The 18,426-nt window shown below is 41.0% G+C and carries 13 protein-coding genes and 1 tRNA gene; 10 read left to right on the top strand and 4 right to left on the bottom strand.

Annotated features, from left to right (window positions below):
• Positions 1-26: 26 nt before the first annotated feature.
• Positions 27-941 (bottom strand): sugar transferase, encoded by a 915-nt coding sequence (locus AT15_RS02710; RefSeq protein ID WP_235598495.1) that lies wholly within the window; start codon positions 939-941, stop codon positions 27-29.
• Positions 942-1,066: 125 nt separating this feature from the next.
• Between AT15_RS02710 and AT15_RS10075 the strand changes: the two genes are divergently transcribed.
• Genes AT15_RS10075 through AT15_RS02700 form a run of 3 tightly spaced genes read left to right on the top strand, consistent with a single transcriptional unit; the run spans position 1,067 to position 6,846 of the window.
• Positions 1,067-1,867 (top strand): metallophosphoesterase, encoded by an 801-nt coding sequence (locus AT15_RS10075; protein ID WP_153019691.1) that lies wholly within the window; start codon positions 1,067-1,069, stop codon positions 1,865-1,867.
• Positions 1,864-2,289 carry a hypothetical protein gene (locus AT15_RS10070; RefSeq protein WP_084251410.1) on the top strand — a complete coding sequence of 142 codons (426 nt, stop codon included), beginning with the start codon at positions 1,864-1,866 and terminating at the stop codon, positions 2,287-2,289. Before AT15_RS10075 ends, AT15_RS10070 begins: the two co-directional genes overlap by 4 nt.
• Before the next feature lie 39 nt (positions 2,290-2,328).
• Complete coding sequence (locus tag AT15_RS02700; protein ID WP_068346122.1) at positions 2,329-6,846, top strand: fibronectin type III domain-containing protein; 4,518 nt, start codon at positions 2,329-2,331, stop codon at positions 6,844-6,846.
• A 42-nt stretch (positions 6,847-6,888) separates the two neighbouring features.
• On the opposite strand, the gene AT15_RS02695 is transcribed toward AT15_RS02700, so the two are convergent.
• Positions 6,889-7,425, bottom strand: a complete 537-nt coding sequence (locus tag AT15_RS02695; protein WP_068346120.1) for a glycerol-3-phosphate responsive antiterminator — start codon at positions 7,423-7,425, stop codon at positions 6,889-6,891.
• A gap of 146 nt (positions 7,426-7,571) precedes the next feature.
• Here AT15_RS02695 and AT15_RS02690 point away from each other — a divergent pair, with 146 nt between their 5' ends.
• The 7 genes from AT15_RS02690 to AT15_RS02660 all read left to right on the top strand — a co-directional run bounded on the left by AT15_RS02690 (position 7,572) and on the right by AT15_RS02660 (position 16,087).
• Positions 7,572-9,020, top strand: coding sequence for an NAD(P)/FAD-dependent oxidoreductase (locus AT15_RS02690; protein WP_068346118.1), 1,449 nt, complete (start codon positions 7,572-7,574; stop codon positions 9,018-9,020).
• Positions 9,017-10,252 carry an NAD(P)/FAD-dependent oxidoreductase gene (locus tag AT15_RS02685; RefSeq protein WP_068346116.1) on the top strand — a complete coding sequence of 412 codons (1,236 nt, stop codon included), beginning with the start codon at positions 9,017-9,019 and terminating at the stop codon, positions 10,250-10,252. Before AT15_RS02690 ends, AT15_RS02685 begins: the two co-directional genes overlap by 4 nt.
• Positions 10,249-10,644, top strand: coding sequence for a DUF1667 domain-containing protein (locus tag AT15_RS02680; protein WP_068346114.1), 396 nt, complete (start codon positions 10,249-10,251; stop codon positions 10,642-10,644). Before AT15_RS02685 ends, AT15_RS02680 begins: the two co-directional genes overlap by 4 nt.
• Before the next feature lie 13 nt (positions 10,645-10,657).
• Positions 10,658-10,733: transfer RNA gene (locus tag AT15_RS02675), tRNA-Asn, on the top strand.
• 56 nt (positions 10,734-10,789) lie between these two features.
• Positions 10,790-11,818 carry an elongator complex protein 3 gene (locus tag AT15_RS02670; protein ID WP_153019690.1) on the top strand — a complete coding sequence of 343 codons (1,029 nt, stop codon included), beginning with the start codon at positions 10,790-10,792 and terminating at the stop codon, positions 11,816-11,818.
• Positions 11,815-15,339, top strand: a complete 3,525-nt coding sequence (smc, locus tag AT15_RS02665; RefSeq protein WP_068346110.1) for a chromosome segregation protein SMC — start codon at positions 11,815-11,817, stop codon at positions 15,337-15,339. The genes AT15_RS02670 and smc overlap by 4 nt, the downstream gene beginning before the upstream one ends.
• Before the next feature lie 295 nt (positions 15,340-15,634).
• A complete protein-coding gene (locus AT15_RS02660; RefSeq protein ID WP_068346109.1) occupies positions 15,635-16,087 on the top strand; it encodes a methylated-DNA--[protein]-cysteine S-methyltransferase in 453 nt (150 codons plus the stop codon).
• Here the strand turns inward: AT15_RS02660 and AT15_RS02655 are convergent.
• Positions 16,053-16,934 (bottom strand): DMT family transporter, encoded by an 882-nt coding sequence (locus AT15_RS02655; RefSeq protein WP_068346107.1) that lies wholly within the window; start codon positions 16,932-16,934, stop codon positions 16,053-16,055. The two genes, AT15_RS02660 and AT15_RS02655, sit on opposite strands and share 35 nt — an antisense overlap.
• On the bottom strand, positions 16,935-18,425 hold the full coding sequence (gene aglB, locus AT15_RS02650) for a cyclomaltodextrinase (RefSeq protein WP_068346105.1): 1,491 nt from the start codon (positions 18,423-18,425) through the stop codon (positions 16,935-16,937).
• Position 18,426: the final 1 nt, after the last annotated feature.

Raw genomic sequence — 18,426 nt, 5'->3', positions numbered from 1 at the left:
AAACCGGGCCAGGTGGCCCGGTTTTTTCATAGTTTAGTGTGTTTCTTTACTGCTTCAAAGAATTCTTCAAGAAGAGTAAATGGGGTTTTCAAGATACACTTCAAATCAAGGATTAAAGAACGGTTTTTAACATAAAAAAGATCGTAAGCCGTTTTTATTTTGTATTCTTCCAAAGTTGTTGTGTATTTGTAATTTATCTGAGCCCAGCCTGTTATTCCCGGTTTAACCTTTAACCTGCACGTATAATTAGGAATATTTTCTTTAGCCATAATATGAAATTCTTCCAACTCAGGTCTTGGTCCAACAATGCTCATTTCCCCCTTTAAAACATTGTAAATTTGAGGAAGTTCATCAAGCCTTAAAGGGCGAAGGATCTTTCCTATAGGTGTGACTCTTTTATTGTTTTCGCCATTTGTGTAAGTTCTAAACTTGTACATGTCAAAAGATTCACCCGATAAGCCTATTCTTTTTTGGGTTATTATTATAGGTTTGCCGCTTGTTAAGAGCATGATCAAGCACAGCAAAGCCATTATCGGAAGAGCAGCAATAAAAAGTATCAATCCAAAACAAATGTCCAGAAACCTTTTGACCCTGTCGTATTTTCTAAACTGTATCTCATCACATAGAAAAGAAGATGGTTCTATGAACTCTTTACGCCTTGGAACATATCTTGCGATCAAATGCGAAAAGAAAAATCTGACTGCTGTCGCTGCAAATGCTGGAAATGCAACAAGAGCATTAAAAGGCAAAAAACAAATCAATATCGCAAGGAATATCGACCCAATAATAGATACAATATGCTTTGATCTATCGGTTAATACATTATATTCATAACCTCTCATGATAATTGCAATAAGAGAACTCATGATACCGCCGAGAAAAAAATTACTCCACCCGATGGGAATCAATACAAGCGACAAAAGCCAATCAATTATTAGCATAAACACCGACAACACCTCAGAGTTATTGTCTCATAATTTTATAAAAAATTGTACAAACTCCCTAAAATTGTTGAAAAACAGGAAATTGTCCAAGGCTTTATAGTATGATAAAATTTGTTGGGGATATGAAAAAAGTTTATATAAGTGATTTGCATATAGGTGACGGGAAGGGGAAAGATGATTTTAGCTTTGACGCCGAGCTGATTGAGTTTCTTGATCAGCTTATTGATTTTGGGTGCGATGAGCTTATCATAGCAGGTGACGGTCTTGAGCTTGTGAATTCATCCCTGGCTATGTCTTTTGGATCCTCAATTTTCGTCCCCGATACCCGGGGAATATCACGTGATCTCATTGATTCGATAACAAAGCGGCATGAAGGTGTATTCAAAGCCTTCCAGCGATTTAGCAAAACAGGCAAAATAGTATATGTTATAGGCAACCATGACTATTATCTGCTGTTCGATAGCGATTTGAGAAAACATCTGGCAGAAGCTTTTGGGGGATTGGAAAGAGTAAGTGTCCTGCCATATTATTTTGATCCTGAAATGAGAATTCTTACCCTTCACGGAAATCAGTTTGATGCCGTTAACAGGTTAAGTGTAGACAGAGAAACCAAGGAGATATTGATTCCCTTTAGTGAATATATGTCACGTTACATGCTTGAGCATTTCGATAGTAATTTGCAGCGTATCAATGTGCCAGAGCACATTTTAAAGGACTATCACAATGTGAGCCCGGTTTTGGATGTTTTTAACTGGTTTCAATATATCCGTGATTTCTACGATCTCAAACTTGATCTGATGAATCTGTGGAACGAGACCTTCGTAAAGATGTTGAAAACAGATTTCTCGAAAGCCTGGCTCAAAGCAAATTATCCTTATATGAGGTTTTTACCGGATTATTCGTTAATCGGTATGGGGGGATGAAAATTGGTGAACGCATAGTGAGATTTATTATGGATATCAGAACAGTTAAGCGAACGGATTATCTTTTCAGAAGTGCTAAAAAATTTCTCGGTGCTTTCCGGGATAACGGTTTTAAGAGTATAATGGATAGTAGATATTTTGTCGGATTTGATGAACTTCCAAAGGTTGTTCCGACAGAGATTAACGGATGCATAATGGGGCACAATCACAGAAGCAGTTTGAGGATTGTCCATGTAGATGGAGAAAAGAAGTTCTATGCTAACCCTGGAACCTGGAAACCTGTTGTTGAAGCGATAGACGGCAGCAACAAAAGGGCTTTTGAGAAGAGAATTGAGCTCGGCTATGTGATTGTGGAAAAGGAAGGCAATAGGTTTCACATAGAGGCTCGTCAGGTTAGGAAATTAAATGATGTAAAATTATAGGTAGATAGTAATAAAAATCGTGTCTGAGGAGGGATTAACGTGTACACCACCAGAAAAAGAAAGGGTTTCACCTTGCAACAGCTGGCGATCGTGGCGTCTATCATCGTTGTCGCCGTGATTTTGGCAATTGTTTTTTGGCCTAAGCCAATACCGATTATCGATGAAGGCTCTTACAGGCCTTATGCCGGGACCAGCTTGGAATACAGCGAGCCCATTACATTGAGTTTTCAGGCCAATTATAAGAGAACAAAAGAACCTTTGTACGCTGACATATTCATTGGCAAAAGCTCTGACTCGCTTGAACTGGTAGCGGAGAAAGTAGAAGGAGTTCTTTCATCCGCAGCCGAGAATCTATATGACTTCAACTATGATATCAAGTTAGAACCCCACGGAAACTATTGGTGGAAAGTCAAAGTCTATAACAACAGAGGGAAATCAGACGAGACAGAAGAACCAATATCTTTTACCTTCAAGAATTCTGAACCTGTGGCACCTACACTTTTAACTCCCGGTAGGGGAGAAGAAGTTCAGCTTGTTGATATTGCATTCAGCTGGACTGATGCAAAAGATGCTGATGGAGATACCATTTCATATGACCTCTATATCACAAGCGATCTAAGAGGTTCTCAGATGGTTTTCTCACAGAGAGATATAACCAATAACAGTTTTAGGCTGAATGCTTTGGATAAACTTGATTTTGGGAAAACATATTACTGGCACGTTGTTGCCAGAGACGGACATGGCGGGGAAGTGAGCTCTGTAACAGGTAGCTTCAAAACAGAATCTAAACCCGCACCGGTTATTAGTCTCCTTTCACCCGTTAATACGGAAGTCGATGCTACCAAACCTGTCATCTTCAGCTGGGAGCAGTCAAACAAAGGTTATTATTGGTCTCTGAAATACAGCTTTGTTTTGAAAAAGGGTGCAGAAGAAGTTCTCAGAGAGGAAACGGAAGCTAACACCTTCACCGCCCCCAGCCTTGAAGGGCACACAGAGTACAGCTGGTATGTGGAAGCAACTGACAAAAATGGAAGAATTGTGAGCTCAAAAGAAGCTACCTTTGCTACGTTGAACCATGCGCCAATAGTTAAAATTACAGAGCCGACAGGTGGCTTAATCACAACAGAAGCAACCCTTTCCTGGGAAGCTACCGATCTGGAAGGGGACGAATTAATCTACGATATCTACTTAGTCACTGGAGGAATAGAAACCAAAGTTGCAACCGATTTGACAATTAACACTTACATTCTGAGAAATCTTGAGAGTGCTACTGACTATATTATCAGGGTTGTTGCGAAAGACGCTTTTGGAGGTCAGAGTTCAGAGGAATTAGCAGTTTCTGCTACAAATAATCCTCCTGTTGTTGAACTTTTGACACCCGCAGCAAGCGAAATTGTAAATCCTCTTGATGTGAAATTCAGCTGGAAAGCCGAAGATCCCGAAGGCGATGACATTATCAATTATCAGCTGGTGGTAATTGATCCTGAAGGAAACGTGACACAGGTTCCTGTGGTTTCTCCGGCATATACCTTTGAGAAATTGAGATCTCGCACGACATACAGCTGGTATGTGGAGGCTGTTGATGAAAAAGGTGCGAAAGACAGATCAGATACCTGGACCTTCTTCACCTCAAATAATGCACCAAACCCTGTGGCATTAGTGCTTCCAGAAAATAATGCAACGGAAGTTGCCTTTGACCCGGGTGTTACTGTGGAATTTATGTGCAGTGACCCTGACAACGATAAACTCAAGTATGAAATAGAAATTTCAAGAGATTCAAGCTTTACGGAAATTGTTGCGAGAAAGTCTGGAGAAGAAGTATCAGAAGAAGGAATAACAAAAGTTTTGGTTGAAGGAACCTTTGAAACCAACACCACTTACTACTGGAGAGTTACAACCTTTGATGGTGATGCCTCCACAACCAGTGACATCTGGGCTTTCAATACCTTTGACCAGGCCCCGGTTGTGAACGATGTAGCAGTGAAAAAGGATCAGAACGGCATTGTAAATCCTGTTGGTACCGCTTTCTCATGGTCTTACAGTGACAATGACGATATAGTGGTTGAAGCAGAAATTCATCTTAAACCGGAATTCGGCGATGAAATAGTAGTTCCGGCTGGAGTGAACACAACGGAATACATGCTAGACTTTGCTCTTTCTCCTGATGCTACTTACACATACTGGGTTGTAGTAAAAGACCCTGCTGGCAAAACGGGAATAAGCGAAGCCGATACGTTCATGACTGGAAATAACCCACCGGTTATTACCTTTGACTTTGATGAATTGAGGCACTACGGTGTTTCCACTCCTGTTGAATTCACCTGGAACGCCGTTGATCCGGAGAATTCTGATGTAATTGTGAAAGTATACTTCGGGACAAACAAGAACGCATGGGAAGAAACACCGGTTGCAACCGGGATTAATTTAAACAATTACATTTATGATGGTGCCCTCAATCCAGATGAAAGCTATTACTTCTATCTAGAAGCCGAAGATGCACAGGGAAATCAAACAGGTCTTGAATCACCTGTATTGATTACTCCGGCATCTCCCAGGCTTGTATACACAAATCCTGAAAACAACAGTTATTTCGATGGCAAAGCACCTTTAAGCTGGAAATACACTGGTGAAGCGACACCTGTAAACTACACCCTCAGGATTTTTAATGAAAAGGGAGAAACCATATTTGAAAGATCAACCGGTGGAGAAAGCTTCGTTCTTGCTGAGGGCTTGAATCTGCCCGGGAACAGAGATTATCGCTGGAGAGTTGTAGCTGAAATGCCGGATACCACGAAGGAAGTAGGACCACTATATAAATTTGAAACGCCGGATTCTCCAACTGTAATCGCATCTCCTACACCAACAAATGGTATGGTTGGTGTAGATACGAGAAATGTTATTCTTTCATGGGAATATGAAGACCCTGACAGCAGCAATGTACTTTTCGACCTTTATCTGAACGACACACCAATTGTGAGGGGTCTTACTACCAACTATGCAACCATAACAGATTACATGTCCCTTGAAAGCAACAGCACTTACAATTGGTACGTGGTTGCAATAGATGAATTTGATAATAAAGCAACTTCTACAACATGGACTTTCACGACGTTTAACAACAGCCCTGTTGTAAGCCTGCTTGGACCTTCAGATGGTGCAACTGATCTAACAGATGGCATCAGGCTCAGCTGGCAGGGTGAAGACCCCGACAATGAAATGTTGTATTATGATGTGTACCTTGGAACAACCGAAGAGCTGGACGATTCTAATATAGTCCTTTCAAATGCAACCAGCACATCGTATGTATTCAGCTCTTACAAAGGGAACAGCACTTATTACTGGAAGGTTCAGGTAAGGGATGAACACGAAGGTGTTGCGAATTCCGATATTTGGTCTTTCAGCACGGGTAACGCAAATCCCAAGAATGCTGTTATAGTCAGTCCGGAACCTGGAACACTTGGAACAGTGTTGAACCCTGTCCTCAAATGGTCCGGAGAGGATCCTGATGGTGATGCTCTAAGCTATGTTGTTTATATTGGTGAAAAACCAGAAGTGATGACTCAAATCGCAAGCACAACCGAAACAACAGTAAAACTCGGAGGAATACTTGAAGGCAATAAGACATATTACTGGAAAGTAGATTCCTATGATGGAAAGGGCGGCTTCTCGGAAAGCGCAGTGGCTTCCTTCACGACCATAGGCATTCTGGACAAAGTTGCATATGTTGAAAATAATGCACTGAAACTCGCCATTGTCACAGAAGATTACAACACCCAGACCTATACACTGGTAAATACCGGTATAAGCAATAGTGTCAAGCCTGTTATTTACAAGAATACAGTTTATGCCTTCAAGACCGATGGAACGTTGATTTCTGTTAAACCGGGATTGGTTATCAGCGAGATAAAAGGAGACGCATTCATCAATCCTGAAACATTGAAAAACTATGGCGATTATCTGTACATAGTAAGCGCAAGTAGATTCGGTAAAAGCATTTACAGATTACCGATTCAGAAAAATGGGTTACCCGGTGTGAAAGCTGAGCTTTACAGGGATGGTAAGATCGTAAGCACTTCTGACCTTGCAGTCTCTGAAGATGCCAGCACGATTCTCGTAGCAGACACCCTTTACGGTCTGGTTATGCTCCAGTGGAATGGAGTGACATATGCTGATGAAACTCCGGAAAACATCACAGACCAGATAAAGGGTATTGCGAATTCCATAGAAATCAGAGATGATGTTGCATACATTGGTACAACAGGTTTTGGCGGTGGCATAGCTTATGTATCTTTTGATGACCTTGAAACATTTAAGAATATTGATGGTTATTATCTGGCAAAAGATATGGTTCTCATCGAAAATACGCTCTATGCCGCTACTGACAAGGGATTATCTGTTGTTGACCTTGAAGTGCCTGTTAATCCCGGCGTTACCGCCGATATAAACATCTCTGGCAGGATCGACAAACTCTTACCAGGCGAGAATGGAAAGATCTTGTTGATTGTGACTGATGAAGGCTTGAGGTTCTTTGATGTTCAAACAGGAAAGATAATGTGAAAGCACATTGAAAAGCGGAGCCCGTTGGCTCCGCTTTTTTCATTATTTGTAGTTCCACAGTTCTTTTTTGCTTGTTGAAATCGCATCAACGCAATCGAGCAGCTTTCTTACCTCGATTTCGTTGTCAACAAGACCGGCTGCGACTATTGTTATATTTCTCTCAACAGCACGAAGTTTTTTTGCAACTTTGCATGCGGCAATTCCCGGCAGAATTTCGACTGCATTTACCCTGTTTCTGATAATCTGCTCAATACCCTTTTCTACCGCTCTGGAATCAAGGGCAAAGAAACGTAAGATCGCAGAAATACCAGCCTCGTTGGATAGACGGTAGGTGTGCATTTTCGCTGTTATTACACCTGTCACTCCAAGATTTTTCAAAAAGCGTATCCCATAACGATCGGGATTCAATCCAGCAACGAAATCGATATCCACGTATACCTTTTTACCTGCTTTGATAAATTTCTTTGTTACATTTCCTATCTCCATGATGTTTCCTGTTAAAAGAAATATGGTATCTACAGGAATCTCTTCGGGAGGTATGGAACTTTCCCAAAGTGCAGCTATGATTTTTGTCAGCATTAAATCCCTCCATAATCATACGACAGAATACGTACTCCCTTTGTTTGCTATATTAACACATATATGGTAATATAATATATGCAGTGGTAGAGGCTGAGAGAAAACCACGCCTGTGTTGGCGTGGTTTTTTTATTGGAGGGATAGTGTTGAAGATAGCAATTATTGGTGGTGGCGTAATTGGTTCGCTTCTTGCTTATGAGCTTTCGCATTATGAAGTAAATATAGTTCTGATCGAAAAAAACCATGATTTTGGGCTTGGAGTTACAAAAGCCAATTCAGCTATTGTCCACGGAGGATATGATGACCCACCTGGAAGCCTTCGTGCGGAACTGTGTTATAAAGGGAATCAACTTTATGAAGAATTAGCCGAGAAACTTAAAATTCCACTGAAAAGGACAGGCTCATTTGTAGTTGCCCGGAACTGCAAAGAAGATCTGGAAAAACTCGAAGAACTGCTTAGCAGGGGCGAAAAAAATGGCGTGAAAGGCATCGAAGTTGTTGGAAGGGATTTTCTTGAAAAATACGAACCCTATCTTTCGGAGGAATTTGAATATGCACTGCACTGCCCGCATACGGGAATAACAGAACCCTGGATGGTTGCCATTACCGCTGTTAAAGAAGCAGAAAAGTCTGGAGCGGAACTTGTCAGAGGTGATGCTGTTGTCGGTGGAGAGGTGAGCGAAGGTAAAGTGAAATATTTGCAGCTTAAATCCGGAAGAAAAATCGAGGCCGACATAATAATAAACGCTGCGGGTCTTTACTATCATGAAGTTGCAAATATCTTTGGAGTTCCTACTCCCCAGGTATATCTGAGAAAGGGACAATATATTTTGCTTGACCACAAGGCTTCTGAAATGGTTAAGCATATCATATTTCCGCTTCCAAGCGAAAAAGGTAAAGGAAAGCTTGTTGTGCCGACTATTGATGGGGGCGTGCTTCTCGGGCCTACTTCGGAAAACCTCCCGGAATTTACTCCAGAAGATGTCTCCACAACTCTGGAAGGCATCAAAGAAGTCATTATTGCTGGAAATGAACTTGTTCCCGGCATTGCAAAACCAAACTGGATAATCAAATCCTTTGCAGGCTTGAGACCTGAAACTCAGAAAAAAGATTTTTTCATTGAGAACAGTGACAGGGTGAGAAATTTTGTAACTGTAGGAGCTATAAGATCTCCAGGTTTAACTGCGGCTCCATCGATTGCTCGATATGTGATAGAGGAAATTCTGGAACGCCGCATGTCTATAAATCTCACAAAAAGAGTTTCAGATAAGAAAAGCGTTCCGGATAGTTTTAGAGTAAAAGAAAGTGATCTTGATGAAATTGCTGCAAAAATCAGGAACGATGAGAAATACGGAAGGATCATTTGCCAGTGTAACCAGGTTTCAGAAGCAGAGATAATCAAGGCTATTCATGAAGGAGCAAGGAGTATTGATGGCGTTAAATTTAGGACAAGAGCGGGGTTCGGACGTTGCCAGGGAGGATTTTGCACCTGGAAGATAGCGAAAATTTTAGCGAGAGAACTGAAAATACAGCTTTCAGAAGTCAGATTGAATGAAGAAGGAACTGCTCTCTTCAATGGGAAGGTGAGAGTATGATTGAACATCTTGAAACCGATGTACTTGTTATTGGCGGAGGCGCTGCGGGAATGGCTGCTGCTCTTTCAGCTTCGCGAGCTGGCGTAAGGGTAACTCTGCTCGAAAGGGAAAAGAAAACCGGTGGTGTATTAAATCAATGTATTCATCACGGTTTTGGCCTGCAATTTTACCAGCAGGAATTAACTGGCCCGGAATTTGCCTTTAGACTACAATCAGAGATGAATGAGCATTCTGTAAAGGTCATAAGCGAATCCTATGTAAGGCATATAAATACGAAAAGCAAATATGTAGAAGTTATCTCGCCTGAAGGAGTTTTTACGATACAGGCAAAGGCTATTGTGCTTTCAACAGGTGCGAGAGAGCGACCTTTTGGTGCTTTACAAATTCCAGGAGATAGACCAGCAGGCATATATGTAGCCGGACTGGCTCAGAGAATGGTCAATCTTGAAAACACATTGCCGGGAAGGCGAGCTCTTATACTTGGCTCTGGTGATATTGGATTGATAATGGCGAGAAGACTGACTCTGGAGGGTATGGAAGTTCTCGGAGTGGTAGAACGCCTTCCCTATGCTGGAGGGCTTACAAGAAATGTCGTGCAATGTCTTGAGGATTATGATATTCCTTTGTACCTATCACATACAGTTGTAGAGGTAAGAGGAAACAAACGCCTGGAAAAAGTTCTGGTTTCAGAAGTGGATGAGAATTTCACTCCCATTTCAGGAACACAAAAGTGGTTTAATGTCGATACCCTCATCCTGTCAGCCGGACTTATCCCTCAGGTAGAAGATCTGGGTGAGAACCTTGAAATAGATGCTATCAACAGGGGATTTGCTGTTTCAAATACCTGTGAGACAAATGTTCCGGGAATATTTGCTGCGGGTAATAATGTGGCTGTTTTCGATTTAGTTGATTACGTTGCAGCAGAAGGCTGGATAGCCGGGCAAAACGCTTCGAAAATTGTCAAAGACCAAAAAAGAGAATCAAAACGTATTCCGGTAATCAGAGGGAAAAATGTTGGAGTTCTCGTTCCGACATATATAACCCCCGAAGAACACCTGAGAATCTATATAAGATTGAAAAAGCCCATGGACAAAGGAACTGTGATAATAAAGAAGCTGGGGATAGAGAAGCCGTTCAATTACGGGGTTCCCAGTGAAATGATCAACTTTGTTGTCAATCGTGATAAACTTCAAGAATTAAAAGGGCCTGTAAAAATAGAGGTGATAGAATGAAAGGTCATATAACGTGTACTGTATGCCCTGTCGGTTGTAAGATTTTCGTCGAATCAAAACCTGAAGGTGGATACGAGATAAGTGGAAATCGCTGCCCCCGCGGAGAGCAATATGCCAAAGATGAACTATTTAGCCCGAAAAGGATTTTAACTACCAGCGTGAAGGTTTTATGTGGCGATGTCCCGCTGGTATCGGTTAGAACCGATTCCCCAATCGAAAAAAGCAGAATTTTTGACGTGATGAAGAAAATAAGAAGGATTTCTGTACAGGCACCGGTAAATGTTGGAGATGTTTTAGCACGTAACATTGATGGAATGGGAACTTCCCTGGTTGCGACGAGAAAGGTTGAAAAAATTAGTCACCCCCTTGAAAACTGTGAAGTTTCAGGTTAAAATAGTTGTGCGTTCCAGCGTGGCTCAATCGGCAGAGCGTCCGGCTGTTAACCGGATGGTTGGGGGTTCGAGTCCCTCCGCTGGAGCCAGGCTCCCGAAAGGGAGCTTTTTTTCGCTATAAGCGAAATTGGGTTATAATATTCATATGAATATCATTCCATTGTTTATTCCACATGCAGGCTGCAAGACAAGATGTATCTTTTGCAATGAATATAGCGCAACGGGGCTTCCGAATTTCCCCGAATTCGAGAAGCTGTATGATGTTGCAGTTAAATATCATGGATACTTTAAGGATAAGACGAATGTCGAAATAGCCTTTTATGGGGGCACCTTTACAGGTCTACCGATAGAAGTAATGGCTGCTTATCTAGAGTTTTCTATGCGTTTTATTCGTGAAGGTTATGCGAAGGCTATCAGATTTTCCACATCTCCCGAAGAAATAACTTCCGAAAAACTTTCGCTCTTGAGCAGATACCCTATTTCTTTGATCGAAGTGGGTGTTCAGTCCTTTGACAAGGATGTACTAAAAGCCTCACGACGTCCGCATGATGTCAACGATGTTTATAACGCTACAAAACTATTGAAAAGCTTCGACATGCCCTTTGGAATGCATCTTATGACAGGTTTACCCTACGATACAGAGGAAAAAGACCTTATCTCTGCTATTGAAGTGGCTCAGCTCGGCGCTTCAACCTGTCGTATTCATCCGGCTGTTGTTCTTAAAGGAACAGCACTTGAAGAGATGTATCTTAGAGGCGAATATAAGCCACAAAGTCTTGAAAATGCTCTGGAAATCACATGGAAAATGTACGTTATTTTGACCTCAAAAGGCATCAAAGTAAATAGAATGGGATTGTGTCTTTATGGTGATACAGTCAAAGAAGTAGTTGCGGGACCTTATCATCCTGCCTTTGGCGATCTGGCAAAAAGCAAAGTTGCACTGGAAATCCTTAGACTAATTTCGAGCAAGAATTCTTCCAGAAAATTGCTTTTACCAGACAACGCTAAATACAGGCAGTTTTTTACGGGATACAAAAGATATGTTGTTGATAATCTTCAAAAAGAAGGGATAACTCTGGAATTCTCAAAAAAGGATTCTCTGGCAGTGGATATAGATAAATATATCGATGACTTATGTGAAAGAGTTACGGCAAATATGGGGGTGTTTAGATGAAATTGAAATCGTTGTACATAAGGGGTTTCAAAAGTTTTGCCTTCCCCACAAAAATGAATGTGGATTCAGGAATCACAGCAATTGTAGGCCCAAATGGCAGCGGAAAATCAAATATCGTCGACGCCATTAGATGGCTTTTTGGGGAACAATCGATGAAAAGCATCAGAGCGGATAATAGGGAGGATGTCATCTTTGCCGGGTCGGAAAAAAATCCACCCGCCAATGTCGCCGAAGTAAAATTGATCTTTGAAACTCAGGAAGGTACTATAACTGTTGGGCGTGAAGTTTCCCGGGAAGGGCTATCCAATTATCTTTTGAATAACAAACCTGCAAGATTAAAAGACATAAAGGAGCTATTTAAGGGAACGGGCGTCGGCAGGGAGCTCTATTCAATAGTAGGACAGGGACAGGTAGATAAAGTAATAACAGCTTCTCCTTATGAACTAAGAAGTTTGCTCGAAGAAGCTGCCGGCACGGCTATTTATAGGGAAAAGAAGAAGGAGGCTTTATCAAAACTCGCTCAAACAGAGAGTAATCTTGAAAGGGTGGAGGATATACTCTTTGAGCTTGGAAAGCAAAGGAAATCTTTGTACCTTAAAGCAAAACGTGCAGAAAAATATCTGGAATATAAAGATTCATTGGTCAGGTTGAATAAACACTACTACGGAAACATTCTCCGAATTGAAAGGGAAACACTTAAAACTCACGAAGAAGAACGCGAAAGAATTTCCGAAGAACTCAAAAAGATCCAAAGAAAATTAATTGAAGAGGAATCACGCTGGAGTACTCTAAGACAAGAATTCTCTGAAATGGATAAGGAAATCGAGAGCTTTACTCAGCTACTTGAAGAATACAAGAAGCGCCAGAACGATCTGCTGGAACTCAAAGAAATGTACTCCCGCAGGCTTAGCGATAAAGAAAACAAACTCATCGAAGTAAGCACAAAGTTGGATTCGCTAAAAGAAGAGATCCATAAACTGGACAAGCGCAAAGAAGAACTTAAAATGATCAGCGACAGCATGCTCAGAGAAATCGAAGAAAAGGAAAATCAGCTGAAATTGATTGAACAAGAGCGTGATGAAATAGTTAGAAAATACAGCGAAAAAGAAAAAGACTGGCTGAAAGAGCAGGAGAAGCACGAGTCTCTTATCAAAAGGATTAACAAAATCGAAGCAGAGCTCGAAAAGCTCGAAGGTCTTCGTGAAGATGCCACAAGAAGGCTTAACTTAATCAACTCCCAGATTGATTCTAAAAATGAAAGATATGATGCCTTGAAAGAAGAAATAGAGGGGCTTGCTTCAAAAGGACGTGAGAGTTCTGAAAAGCAAAAGGAGCTAGAAGAAAATATAAGTTCTGCAAAGGAACAATTGAAAAACTATGAAACAGAGCTTGAGGAGCTCAAAGAAAAATCTGCACTCCTCAGTGCTGACTTAAGAAAAACTCAGATTGAGAGAACAACCCTTGAAAGGCAACAGCAAGAATATCAGGGCTTTTCAAGAGCAGTTAGAGAAGTGTTCACACGCAGGGATACCTTTGAAAACCTTGTGGATGTTGTGGCGAATGTTATAGACGTACCTGAAGCCTTTGAAACCGCCATTACTGTTTTACTGGGTGGGCACATGCAGGATATTGTAGTCGAAGATTCAAACACAGCTAAGCGAATTGTGGAATTCTTGAAAATGAGCAAAATCGGTCGTGCAACTCTCTTGCCTCTTGATTTGCTCCAGAGCAACTTTCGCGAAGATTTAGAGGTTAAGAAGCATCCGGGTTTTCTCGCTTTTGCTGCCAAAGCTGTAAGAGTCAATAAAAAATATTCTATAATACCGGAATACCTCTTTGGCAATGCAATAATCGTTAGAAATTTAGACGATGCAATCGATATACGAAGAAAAACTTCCTTCAGAGGTAGGATTGCTTCTGTAGATGGTCAATTGCTGTCTGCTGGTGGAAGTATAACAGGTGGCTATCTTGGTGATAGCATCAGATCTGATTTGATAGCCAGAAAGAGAAAAATTCAATTTCTTGTGGAAAAAGAAAAGGACATACAAAAAGACCTGCAATTAATAGCAAAAGAAATCCAAAGGCGTAAAGACGATATTATGGAATTAAGGGGCTACCTGAGGGTTTTACAGGAAGAACTCAATGAAGTGGTATCAAAGGGTGCAACTATAAACCGCATGATGCATGAACTACTGAAAACAAGCGAAGGATTGAAAAGAGAACTCGAAGAACTGAATAAACTAAAAGAGGAATACACAACAAAGCTTAATTTTAGCCATGAAAAGAGAGAATCCTTGACCGATGAACTCCAGAATCTCTCTAAAGAAAAATCTTCGCTTGAAGAGCACATGGCAAGCTTTTCAGAAGAGCTAAAAAAGGAAAAGAAGAAACTGGAAAACATCCAGAACAACATAATTGACTCAAAACTTCAGCTGGCCTCCCTGTATGAAAAGAAAGAGCAATATTCAAAAGAGCTTACAGAAATAACCATGAAAAAAAGAAGCAATCAGGAAGAAATAGGTGTCCTTTCAAAGGAACTAAATCAGCTGGAAACAGATTCTGAGAGGCTAAGAAAACAGGTTGATGAGCAGAATCGGGAGCTCGAATCCCTTAAAAAGGAAACTCAATCTCTTTTCGATAACATAAGATACCAAAGGGAAGGCAAAGAAGAAAGATTTAATCGGCTTCAAGAAGCTGAAAACGGAATAAACGCTTTGAAAGAACAGCGAGAAAAGAAACGTGAAAATATGCATCAAATGGAGCTTCTGATTCAGGAAACAAAATTGCGCATAGAGCAGATCCTGAAAGAACTTGAAGGCGTTGATACCTCAGATATCCCTGAGTTGACGCGTGAAGAGATCGACAACGTCAAAACAGAACTGGACGACGTGAAGAACAAATTGAAATTTTTAGGGACGGTTGACCTTGATGCAATAGAAGAATACAAGCTTGTTGATGCCGATTTTATGGAGCTGTCGAATCAGAAGGCAGATCTTGAGAAGGCAAAGGAAAAGCTCTCTGACCTCATTGAAAAAACTGACAATGAAGCAAGAACTATATTCATGGAAACTTATGAAAAAATAAATGCCAGCTTCGCCAGATATATTGAGGAGATATTCGATGGGGGGATAGGAGAGATAAAACTGATGCCCGCAGAAGATATTCTGGAAGCTGGTGTGGAAATTTCTGTGAAACGCCCTGGAAGAAAATTTCAGAAATTGCAACTGATGTCTGGCGGTGAAAAAGCCCTCGTTGGAATTGCACTGGTCTTTGCGCTATTAAGCATAAAACCCAGCCCTTTTTATGTTCTTGATGAAGTAGATGCACCCCTGGATGATTTCAATGCAGAACGTTTTAGAAGAATGCTCAATCGCCATGCGGAGGAAACCCAGTTTCTGGTTATCACCCATAACAAAATCGTCATGGAGGCAGCCCGGGTACTTCATGGTATAACAATGACCGATGGTGTTTCAAAAATAATCCCCGTGGAATTCAATGCCCTTGAAACGATTATGGGATAGCGCTTGATTCAGGGCTTTCGTAATTTGTGATAACCGTGCAGCAACCCGGGTCAGTCTAAATGTGTATGGTGGTTATGAGTTATGAATTATGAGTTATAAGTTATGAGTTTACATACAATTGTTAATAGACTCGTTTAGCGGATTGGAAGATTAGAGCTTTGGCAGATAATGCGAATTCAACAATTCATTCGTTGAAAAACAAGAAAAGAACCGGCAAAATACTAAAAGCTAAATTGCCGAACTACCAATCAGCTCGTAACTTGAATTTCATTACTCAATTAAGGAGGAAATCAGAATGATAGAGACAGGAATAATCAATATCTCTCCGGGTTCAGTAACACTCACAGTGGATAGCGGAAAACTCATTTCGGTGAAACTCTCAAAGGAACTCCTTCCTGAAAAGGTTCTGAGCCCTTTTACTGATCAATTCATGGAATATTTTTCAGGAAAAAGGATGAGATTTGATTTGCCTTATTTGCTTGAGTTGCCTGAGTTTTCAATGAAAGTGCTTGAATTCATAAAAGAAATACCCTATGGCAGCTGTCTTACATACAAGCAGGTTGCTGAAAAGATCGGTAAACCAGGTGCAGCAAGAGCTGTTGGACAAGCAATGAGTAGAAATCCCTTGCCAATCTTCCTTCCCTGTCATAGGGTTGTTGGGAAAAAAGGCCTAGGTGGCTATACAGGGGGACTCGAATGGAAAATCTATTTGCTCAATCTGGAAGGCGCTGCAGTTGCCGCAAGATAACAGTTACCATTCCCGTGCTTACTGCCAACGCACCAATTATAAAAAATGTTCCAGGCCTGTAATGGAGGACGAAGATATCGCCTATGATAGTGAAAATGGGTATTGTATAAACCCACAAAGTGGCTGCTTTGCCTCCCCAGAGGTGTATACCTTTACCCCAAAGAAAGTATCCAAGTGCGGAAGCGAAGATACCTAAATACAGAACGCCACCAATAGCTGATACCGAAAAATGAATGCCTGCCGGGTCCGATAAGACTTCGAAAAGCGCGAATGGAAGTGTGAATGCTATTCCCCAGAGCATAACTTCTATATTTGCAGTCAATGAAGCATCTCTTGTTCGGTCAAAAAAGTAAGTATACCCTGTCCAGGAAATCGCTGCACCAAAGGCCAGAAAGTTACCTAAAAGTGATGAGCTTTCAGAGAATTTTCCATTGTAAATTATCAAAACAACGCCAACAAAGGCGATAAACGTTCCCAGGTATTCAGGGAAATCAAACTTTTTGTGGAGTATATCATAGAAGATCAATGTCAATATTGGAGCGGCAGAAACGATAATCGATGCATCAGAAGGACTTGTATATTTCAAACCATAATTCTCAAAGAAAAAATAGAGGGTAACTCCAAAACTTCCAGCTAACATTGTTGAAACTCTGAATTTAAGCCTTTTTCTCTCTTTGAGAGATAAAGGATACAGAATGCTTACTGCAAGCAAAAATCGCAGCAATGCAAGAAACATAGGCGGCAAATTTTCAACCGCTACTTTCGTGAACAGGTAAGAAATCCCCCACATAATGGCAGTGGTTGCAAGAAAAATGGTGGCAACGACTTTGCTTCCAGCGCTTTTCATTTATACCCTCTTATAAGGTGAGTAATTATCGTTGGCTCTTGTAATCTCTGGCATCAGAAAAAGAAAGCTTCTTCCTGGAATATTTACTTCCAATTTTCCTGTGAATGTGTTGAATTTTTTGTTTGAAATGATATCTACCATCTGTGTGCCATTCATTAATAAACCTTCGTTCATGTAAACATGGGCATGCTGCTCTTTGTCCGAAAAGTTGAAAATTAATACCATCAATTCATCTATAATACCGGTACTCCTCTTGAAAGCAAGAAGCTCATCATTAGAAACCGGTTGAATCTCAAAGTTTCCTTCTCTGATAGCCCTGTGTTCATTCCAGATCACTCCCAGCTTTCTATAAAATTCAAGGCGTGAGGGATTTTCGGAAAGTCTTTCCCATTCCATTGGACCACGATTTTCCGGGTCGATGCCTCCTGACATCTCCAGTTCTTCGCCATAGTATATCAACGGAACGCCAGGCAGTGAAAACTGAAGGGTGATGGCAAGCTGTGTATCCTTTCCATCCTTGAATTCCGAGGAAAGTCTTGGAACATCATGGGAAGAAAGTATGTTCCAGCATTTGTTAAGATAGTCGATACCACAATCTTCAACGCTTTTTTGGATTATCTTGCCGGCCATTGCGGGACTAAGCTGACCCCGTATAAGATCAAATACAACGGTTCTGTAATAATAATTCATCAAGCCATCTAAATCGCTATGAACATTCCAGCCCTCTGGATAATTCCAGACTTCTCCAATGATTAACGCATCTTCTTTGACTTTTCTCGCTTCGCGCACTATCATCCTGTTGATGTCATAACCGAGGTCAAAGGCACAGTCAAGTCGCCAGCCATCCGCACCTTGTCTTAGCCAGTACTTGATTACAGAATTTTCGCCTGTAAATAGTATTTCTTGCAGCCTACTGTTTTCAAGATTCAGCTCCGGCAAAGTCCTTGCATTCATCCAGCCACGATAGGTGTCGCCGCTGAAATAGAAAAAATCCCGAAATTCTGATTCAGGGTCATTATATGCACCAGTGTCTTTTCCGAATATTCCGTATTTGTTAAACCATTCAGAAGCATCTCCCATATGATTAAAAACACCATCAAGAATAACCTTTATACCAAGAGAATGGGCTTTATTGCATAATAAATGGAAGTCTTCCAGTGTTCCAAATAATGGGTCAATCTTGAAATAATTGATTGTGTCGTATTTATGGTTCGATCTTGCGTAGAATATAGGCGTTAAATACAATATTCCTGTGCCCAGGCTCTTTATATACTCCAGCTCTTCCGTAATCCCTTTAAGGTTGCCGCCCCAGAAAAGGTACTGATGACTTCCATCGTTCGACCTTTCCGGTTTGGTGCTCCATTTTACCCTGGTTTGTCCTGGAAGAAAAAAAGAGCCGGCTTCTTCATTTTTTGAAAGATTACTATTTCTGCCTATTTTGAATCTGTCAGGGAAAATTTGGTAAACTATACTATTCTTCCAATTGTGCATT

Source organism: Kosmotoga arenicorallina S304 (assembly GCF_001636545.1).
GTDB classification, from domain to species: domain Bacteria; phylum Thermotogota; class Thermotogae; order Petrotogales; family Kosmotogaceae; genus Kosmotoga_B; species Kosmotoga_B arenicorallina.
This window is presented reverse-complemented; position numbering and strand designations above follow the sequence as displayed.

Coding starts and splice junctions, on each gene's coding strand:
- AT15_RS02710 (WP_235598495.1), bottom strand. CDS start 941: ATGCTAATAATTGATTGGCTTTTGTCGCTTGTATTGATTCCCATCGGG.
- AT15_RS10075 (WP_153019691.1), top strand. CDS start 1,067: ATGAAAAAAGTTTATATAAGTGATTTGCATATAGGTGACGGGAAGGGG.
- AT15_RS10070 (WP_084251410.1), top strand. CDS start 1,864: ATGAAAATTGGTGAACGCATAGTGAGATTTATTATGGATATCAGAACA.
- AT15_RS02695 (WP_068346120.1), bottom strand. CDS start 7,425: ATGCTGACAAAAATCATAGCTGCACTTTGGGAAAGTTCCATACCTCCC.
- AT15_RS02685 (WP_068346116.1), top strand. CDS start 9,017: ATGATTGAACATCTTGAAACCGATGTACTTGTTATTGGCGGAGGCGCT.
- AT15_RS02680 (WP_068346114.1), top strand. CDS start 10,249: ATGAAAGGTCATATAACGTGTACTGTATGCCCTGTCGGTTGTAAGATT.
- AT15_RS02670 (WP_153019690.1), top strand. CDS start 10,790: ATGAATATCATTCCATTGTTTATTCCACATGCAGGCTGCAAGACAAGA.
- smc (WP_068346110.1), top strand. CDS start 11,815: ATGAAATTGAAATCGTTGTACATAAGGGGTTTCAAAAGTTTTGCCTTC.
- AT15_RS02660 (WP_068346109.1), top strand. CDS start 15,635: ATGATAGAGACAGGAATAATCAATATCTCTCCGGGTTCAGTAACACTC.
- AT15_RS02655 (WP_068346107.1), bottom strand. CDS start 16,934: ATGAAAAGCGCTGGAAGCAAAGTCGTTGCCACCATTTTTCTTGCAACC.
- aglB (WP_068346105.1), bottom strand. CDS start 18,425: ATGCACAATTGGAAGAATAGTATAGTTTACCAAATTTTCCCTGACAGA.